Source organism: Pseudomonas sp. GX19020, assembly GCF_023371075.1.
Taxonomy (GTDB): Bacteria; Pseudomonadota; Alphaproteobacteria; order Rhodobacterales; family Rhodobacteraceae; genus Pseudogemmobacter.
This window is the reverse complement of sequence record NZ_JAMCCR010000011.1, coordinates 138,552-145,977: the sequence shown is the minus strand read 5'-3', so window position 1 is coordinate 145,977 and position 7,426 is coordinate 138,552. Positions and strand designations below refer to the sequence as shown.

The window sequence follows — 7,426 nt, the reverse complement described above, 5'->3', positions numbered from 1 at the left end:
GGGTCTGGCGGGTCTGGCGGGTCTGGCGGGTCTGGCGGGTCTGGCGGGTCTGGCGGGTCTGGCACATCAGCTTTCCCCCGCTTCGCGATTGGGAAGTGCAATGCGCGCCCACTCCACCGGGAAGATCAGTGCCATCTGCTCCGCATAGAAGGCGCGACTTACCGTTGCCTTGTTGCCTGCCACGCCGTCATAGGCGGAGAGACCGGATTCCAGCGGGAACCCGGCCCAGACCCGTGCGAGATTGTCCATGAACCGGGACGGAGTGATCTGCCCTGTCGCAAACGCCGAATATCCGGCGTCCATGATCAGGACATTCGCCAGGGTGTCCTGAAGGGGTGCGTCGAACAGTGCGTCGGCTGGCAGTCCGGTCTTGTGGATTAACCGCTCAAGCGTATCCGGGACGATCTGGTAGCGTCCGATGGCATGATGCTGGCCCGGGGTCGCGGCAATCCAGCTTTGAATTTCCGCAAGCGTCATCTGACTTGGCAGCTTTGGAGGCGGGATGCGGGCGCTTTCGTGCCAGGCATCGTAACCTGCTCTGCGGCTCTCAGCGTGCTGGATCAGGGCACGGAGCTTGACCAGCGCATCGCTGCCGGTGGGAAGGAGGAACTCCGTTCTTCCCACCGGCAGCACAACCCTGTTCGATGGCGCATCGAACGACGATGCGACCACGAGGCCGGCAAAGCTCGATCCGGCAGCTGCCGCACGCGGTTCAACGGGCCGCGTGTCGAAGGACGACCCCGATTTCCATCCGTCAGCAGTCGCTGATGTCGCCAGAAGCACGGTCAGGAGGCATCCGCCAACGCCAGCGAGCAAGATGGCGGGGCATGCCAGAAAATGGCACCCCACCCTCCAGAAACAGCAAAAGTTCCACACCTGACGCAGCAATGCTGCATGGCGCCCTTGGCGCCAGTTTTTTACATTAGATTCAGATAGTTGTGACTTTGTGCGCGACAAGAACGCGGAAAATCTGCCCTGACATGACTTCGATGTCGTGACACGAATAATATGCAGCAAAAACAATGCGATATCTTTCTGTGCCCATCTCGTGGCATCTCCGTGGATCAGGATGGCACGGTGCTTCAGGACAAAACGCGGCTGTAAAGGCCGGCAAATGTTAGTCATTTTCGCGCTCCAAGTCCCTTTCAGGCGCCTTTTCTGAAGACAGGTCGTCGGTGGATCCTTCCGTGCGATTGGGCTGCTCGCATACCGTCTCATCCTGGCTGAGAGACGGGTCCTCGCTTCTCTCTCGGTCCGTGGCAGGGCTCTGGATCAATTCGCTGAGGATCCGCTCTTCCTCCTCCAGCGAGAACTCCGGAATTTCCAACCCCTCGCGTTGCCGCCAGAGCGCCATCGTGGCGCGGAGTTCCATAATCGCGGGAAGGGCCTTGTCGTAGAGACGCTCGGCTTGCTCTGTACTGGTGGCTCCCGAGATGATGAGCACGCGCCGGATAACGTTCAACTCGCGCACCGTCTGGCCGACCGTCATCATCAGTCCCCGCATCCCGTCATTATGAGCAGTCAGGAGCGTGAAGAACCGGGCATCCAGGGTTTGGAAAGCCTCGGTGAGGCGCCGGTTTGTTGCTCGCTCAATGGCCAACTCGTTCTGGATCCGAACAATCCCGGCCTCCAGGTGATCCGGGCGGGATATTTCACCGGGTGGGGTTTGCTCTGCGGTCAGTGCCGTGGCGACTTGTCCGAGCACGAAGCGGTAGCGGTTGTCTATATTGTCGCGTCTCATCGAATGGGCCCTTCTTTGGTTTTCTGCATCTGTTCGATCTCCTTGATGGTGATTGCTGCCTCGCGATCATTGCGCTCGGCAGGGCGGTCAGTTGGCTTCAGGTTTGCCCATTGCTCGCGCATGATTTCTTCGGCGTTGCCGGGATCTCTGGCGGGTTGGCGGTCAGGCGTTGCGCCGGGAGGACGGGCTGACGGTGGTGGCGTTCGGAGATCGGGTGAGGCGGCGGTATGGCGGTCCAACCCGGTGGCGGGCTCTTGGTGGTGCCCCCTTGCTTCGCGTTGCAATTCCGATTTTGCCCGCTCCTGCGCCTCGTCGCGCAGTCGCTGTTCATAAGCGTCAAGGGCTGCGGGCCGTTCGCCAGTTTCTTTCTCGATCCGATCAGCAAGTTTGGCCGCATCGGTTGTAACCAGCATCACGTGGTCTCTGGCGCGCGAGAGGCCAACATAGAAGGATTTACGGGTACTGAGCTGTTCCGCCGCCATCATGGCGACAATGATCCGGTCCACCGTGGCGCCCTGGAAATCGTGAGCGGTCGCGGCGTAAGCATGGTCCAGCCCGCGCGCAGCCATGCTGTCGAGAGGCAGCACTCTTTTGGAACCGTCATCCAGCCGGAGCGCAATCTGGCGCTTTCCAACGCCCGTGACCGTCCCTCTGGCACCGTTGGCGATGCGGCTCTCGCTGTCCGTTATGGCAAACTTAACCCTGTCACCGGCTGCGAACTGCCGCTCCACCTGTTCGTAGGCGACGAGGCTGGTCGCAGCCTTCCCTCCAGGTGCGAGGGGAACACGAACTGCGGGACCGCCGGTCTCGGGTTCGAGGGTAATCGTGTTGCTGCGCGTGCTGGCATCGGTGACGCGGTAGACCGTACTGGCGACAAGCCCGGCGGATTTGATATCCCGGATCGGTACCACCACATCGCCTGAGCTATAGCTCATGGCCTCCGCAGCCTCCGCTCGGGTAAATGACAGTGGAGAAAGGCTCTTGAGGGCCCTATCCGTCGCGCCAATCCGGCCCTCGCTCCGAAGACCTTCGCGGATTTCGGCATTCACTGCCTCGCGCACTGCGTTTGTCAGTACAATCAGACCCGTCTGTTCGCGTGCGGCGCGTCCGAGGCTGAGCCAGGATTTTGCGACTGTGTTGGTAAACTTCTCACCCCTTGCCGGGGTCGTTACAGATCCGATCTTCTCGAAGGCGGCCTGGATCTCGCCACGGATCGAGTGCAGGACTGCATCCTTAAGCGCGCCATCCCGCTGGCGTTGGATATCGGCCATCAGCGCTGTTGGCATGCCCGCACGCTGTAGTTGCGCGAAGGGGGTGCCGGCGGCCACGGCGTCAAGCTGCCTGACGTCGCCCAGAAGGACTACCCGTGCATAACCCGCACTGTTGGCGCGGGTCATCAGGTCGCGCATATCCGATGTGCCGATCATCGAGGCTTCGTCGATGACCAGAATGGTTTTCGTCTTGTCGGCGGGATCACGTCCGAGATCGGCATCGAGTTTGAAGCGCGCGATCGTCCGCGAGCCGGGCAGAACCTTCTCAAGCTCGCCAACAGCACGGTTGGTCGGAGCGGCGCCTTCGACGGTATAGCCGAAACGTTCCGCGTAGCTGCGAAGCTGCTCGACCATGTAGGTTTTGCCGGTACCGGCATATCCCTGAACACCGACGAAGCGCCCGGAAGAAGAGAGCCCCATGAGGATGGCATCGCGCTGGCCTTCGGTAAGGCTGCTCTGGCTCAGACGCTCGCGCAGCGTTGCCACCCCGGTCATCTTCAGGCCGCCGTTCTCGCGCAGCCGGTCGGGCAGGGTGATGCCACCCTCACGGCGCCCCGCGCGGAACTCTTCCTGGACCCGTATTTCTGCCGCGAGCGTGGCATCATCGGTGTAGCGGGACAGGATCGCAGACTCAGTTCGGCTTTGGGGCGTCACGCGGGTATCAACCCGCTCCGCCACCCAGGCATTGCGGCTGACTTCTTTCCAACCCTCGCCATCGCGCACTTTGACGGGATCCGAAGTCACAACCTTAAGTGTCAGGCTATCGCCAATCGCGGCCCCGGCCCTCTCCATGGCTCCGGCCAACCCCACGCCCCAGAATGTCTTCTCCCCGCCCTGCGTCTGCAGGGTGACAAAATAGCTGTCCTTCTTCCCTTCCTGGTGCCTGTAGGGCGCAGTCCCATGCGCGCTCAGTGTGCCCTGGATGCCATCAATTCGGGGCACAGTGCGCGCGGTTTCGCGCAATTCGTGGAGATGGACCGGCACCAGCCGACCCTCGGCCTCCTTGCGCAAGATCGCATCTTCAAGGAGATCATGGCCGACCTCGCTGTTGCGGTTCAGCGCTGCCTTCAGCAGATCATCTGCCGAGTAGACGGCATTCCTTTCGCTGACATGGCGGATGGCGAAGTCTACGACCGCTCCGGCCCTGTCTTCGTCACTCACGATGACCGGGCCGGACCGTGTCATGCCAGGCAGCTGCAGAGCTTTCGACAGGGCGGCAGTGTCGCGGATCTGCTCGAGATCGCTCCTGGAGATACCAAGATCCCTGGCTTCTTTCAGCCAGGCTGTATGAAGTTCCGTGCGGTCAATGCCGTTGTGTTTGTTCTTGCGGGTTGCCAGCGCGGCCAGGGCGGAATCTTTCGCAGTGGGCTCGGCACCGTAATCCTTCAGGGCCGCTTCGATCTCCTGACGGCGCTTCGAGAACCCCTCAATCAGAGTCTGCGGCACGCCCCGGATTTCCACGATACCTGCCGTCCCAACGCGGTCGACGGCATAACCGAGCTCGGTCAGGCTACGGGCAAGCCCGTTGCGGTAGATGCTGCCAAGCAGCATCTTATTCTCGTAGAGGGCTTCGTTGGTCAGGGCCGTCCAGCGACCATCTGCACCAAGAACCATGTTCTGGATGACCGCATGTGTGTGAAGCTGCGGGTCGAGAGCACGGGAGGTATCGTGACGAAAGAGCCCGGCGATCATCTTGCCGCGGACCGGAACGATCTCACCACTCACCTCACGCCGGGTGAAGACAAAGCGATCTTCTGCAACAGCCATCGCAAGCCGGACCGCCTTGTCATGGGCGGCGATGATGCGGTCATCCCCTGCGACAAGGGCCATGATCGAGACGGACTTGCTGGCAGAGAAGGTCAGGTCCAGCCCGGGCCGGTGTTGACGCTCGCCATCGACCCACCGGCCAAGGGCGGGGCCCTCTTTCCAGTTCCCCTGTGCATCGCGCTCCAGTGATGGCGCATGCCCATTCAGCATGTCGGAGAAAAGTTGATCGTCAACCCGGTCGCGAAACGTCTCCATGCCGATATCGGCGAGATGCTCAGCGGCTTCGCCAAACCAGGAGGCGGCAGCCTGTGCTTCCGGGCTGCCAGCGACGTAATAGCCTTCAGCCCTGTAGTAGCCGCTGGCAGCGGCCCCGGCGGAGACATTGCTGAGGGACATCATAGCAGCGCGCCACGATCGTCCATGATGAGGGAAAGTGGGTCATCCTGCTGATCCGGACTCTCCTCTTCGGCGGGTTTCACCTCGACGAGGGCTTCCAGAATTGCCGAATAGGATGGGACGTCCGGTGCGCCCTCAGATCGCACGTTCTTTCCACGCGTCGAGACCATTCCATGCGTGTTAGGGGTGACGCGGTAGCTGGGATTGGTCACGCCGCTCAGCCGCTGGCGGTAATAATGATCCCAGAGCAGTTCGGCTGGCATCCCTGTGAGAGGGGCTTGCAACTGGCCGGTCTGGGCATCGAACTCTTGCTGTTCGCCTTGTTTCCTCCAGCGATAGAAGGCGTCTATCTGCTGCTCGGGCGGCCATGCGGACCACTTTGAGCGCTGTTCCTCTTCTACCTGATGGATCAGGTCTGGCGCGAAATGCGCGGGCAGGGAGGGTGATGCCGGACCGGGGGCAGGGGCCTTCACTGGATCCATACCGTCAAGATCAAAGCCGGTGCCATTATAGGGGATAAACTTTTCCGCCTTCGGTGTGATCACCACCGGCTCGAACAGGACCTTCGCTGTCGGCGCATCATAGGCAAAGCGAATGAAGGCCTCGAACTGGGGCAGGGCCTGGATTTCTGAAGGCGTGACGATGGGTCGCTCGACGCGCTGGCTCATGAAGGCCACACCGTCCCGGCTTTCATGGGCACCGAAGCTGAGATTCTCGCGCTGCTCGATCAGGTCCTCAAAGCCAAGTGAGTCCGAGAAGAGCTTAGCCGTCCGGGCATCAGGCGTGTTGAAGACGATCCGGTTGTTCAGCGTGCCCGCAATCGATTGGGCGGCTTTTTCGCCGTAAATGTCTTCAAGCTGAGCATAGACCTGGTAGCCCAGCACGAAGGCACCACCGAACTGCCGAACCTCCGCCAACTTGGAGACAAGGAAGGGCAGACGGTTCAGCGTCGGAACTTCGTCGAGGAAAAACCACAGGCTGGGATCGCGCCGTTCCTCACAGGTCATCAACGCATTGGCGGCCACCTCGACTGCGGTGCTGATGACATTGCGCGTTGCGGCCGAATGCTCGGCATCGCCGGTCAGGAACACGAAGCCCGGTCGGTCGGCCTTGACCCATTGCCGGATCGAGAAGGGCTCTCCATCATCGCGCAGGAATTCGAGGAACCGCAGTTCCGCAATCATATTGGCGCGGATGGACGCCGAGGTCTTCTCGACATGAGGGCCGAAGAAATGCGCGCCGGGCGTACCGGCGAGCAGCCGCGCCAGTTCATCGGCTGAGATCGTCATGATGGCTTTGCGCAGATCGGCGTTCGTCGGCGTCTTCGCTTTGATCAGCGATCTTGCGGCATATTCAAAGACAAGGCGCGCGGTCTGGCTCCAGAACGGATCGCCCTGGTTAGGCTTTTGCGGGATCATCACCTCCGCGATCTGAGCTAGGGCTTCCGGTGTGCGGGCCTCGAAGAACGGCGACCAGACCCTGGACCTCGCATCGAAGGGATTGATGATGACATCGGTTTCCGGATCGTAAAAATCGCGAACAAGCCCCCCCATGCGATCATAGATCACCGCTCTGCCGCCCCGTTCGCGGATCGTGGTCAGAAGTTCCTTGATCGCATTGGTCTTGCCGACCCCGACCGTCCCGAAAATCCCGGTCTGCGCCTCTACGGCATTTGGCGGAAATGGAATGTTCGCAATGGTATAGAGTGCTTTCTTGTCATTCGATCTGATCCGTGCCCGGTAGCTGCGCCACTTGCGGGCAGACCATTTTACCAGTTCTGGCTGGGAGATGAGACGGCTGCCCCGGACATGCTGGTTTTCGCCAAGGCGCCGCCCCGCCCATGCAAAAACACCGATGCTGACCACGAGAGCAACGCCTGCCGGCAGAGCAGCGACCCATGCCAAATGGCCCGCATTGTCACGATAGCGCTGCGCGAGAGCTGCCATGCGCGCATCCCGGCTGATTTCTAGTGAGGTGCGGGTCCGCCGTTGCGACAGATGATCAGTATAAATGATTGGCTTTGAAGGGTTTCCGGCGCTGATGTTGTACTCGGCAAGCCAGGTCGCCATCGTCTCCCGCATGTACCTGATCTCGTAGTTCAGCGCGATCAGGACGCAGTAGCTGAGGGTAAATGCTCCGATTGCCATGATCGCTGAGGTCCGGGCGACCTGGGCCGCCATTCGCCACCAATGCTGCGTTGTCTGGCCGCCGCGGACGAAGCGAGCGGGGTGATTGGTACGTTTCGCCATGA

Annotated in this window: 4 protein-coding genes; all 4 read right to left on the bottom strand. The window is 61.1% G+C overall.

Annotated features, from left to right (window positions below; all coding sequences use genetic code 11):
• Positions 1-66: 66 nt before the first annotated feature.
• From M3484_RS16510 to M3484_RS16495, 4 genes are read right to left on the bottom strand one after another with little or no spacing between them, the layout of a single operon-like run.
• Positions 67-1,125: a hypothetical protein gene (locus M3484_RS16510; RefSeq protein WP_249498214.1), complete on the bottom strand. Its 1,059-nt coding sequence runs from the start codon at positions 1,123-1,125 to the stop codon at positions 67-69.
• A complete protein-coding gene (locus M3484_RS16505; RefSeq protein WP_249498212.1) occupies positions 1,118-1,741 on the bottom strand; it encodes a hypothetical protein in 624 nt (207 codons plus the stop codon). The genes M3484_RS16510 and M3484_RS16505 overlap by 8 nt, the downstream gene beginning before the upstream one ends.
• Positions 1,738-5,178: a MobF family relaxase gene (gene mobF / locus M3484_RS16500; RefSeq protein ID WP_249498210.1), complete on the bottom strand. Its 3,441-nt coding sequence runs from the start codon at positions 5,176-5,178 to the stop codon at positions 1,738-1,740. The genes M3484_RS16505 and mobF overlap by 4 nt, the downstream gene beginning before the upstream one ends.
• Positions 5,175-7,424, bottom strand: coding sequence for a type IV secretion system DNA-binding domain-containing protein (locus M3484_RS16495; RefSeq protein ID WP_249498208.1), 2,250 nt, complete (start codon positions 7,422-7,424; stop codon positions 5,175-5,177). Before M3484_RS16495 ends, mobF begins: the two co-directional genes overlap by 4 nt.
• Between the last annotated feature and the right edge of the window lie 2 nt (positions 7,425-7,426).

What these genes read in the sequence shown, in the direction of transcription:
- M3484_RS16495 (WP_249498208.1), bottom strand. Translation starts at nt 7,424, where the DNA reads ATGGCGAAACGTACCAATCACCCCGCTCGCTTCGTCCGCGGCGGCCAG.
- M3484_RS16505 (WP_249498212.1), bottom strand. Translation starts at nt 1,741, where the DNA reads ATGAGACGCGACAATATAGACAACCGCTACCGCTTCGTGCTCGGACAA.
- M3484_RS16510 (WP_249498214.1), bottom strand. Translation starts at nt 1,125, where the DNA reads ATGACTAACATTTGCCGGCCTTTACAGCCGCGTTTTGTCCTGAAGCAC.
- mobF (WP_249498210.1), bottom strand. Translation starts at nt 5,178, where the DNA reads ATGATGTCCCTCAGCAATGTCTCCGCCGGGGCCGCTGCCAGCGGCTAC.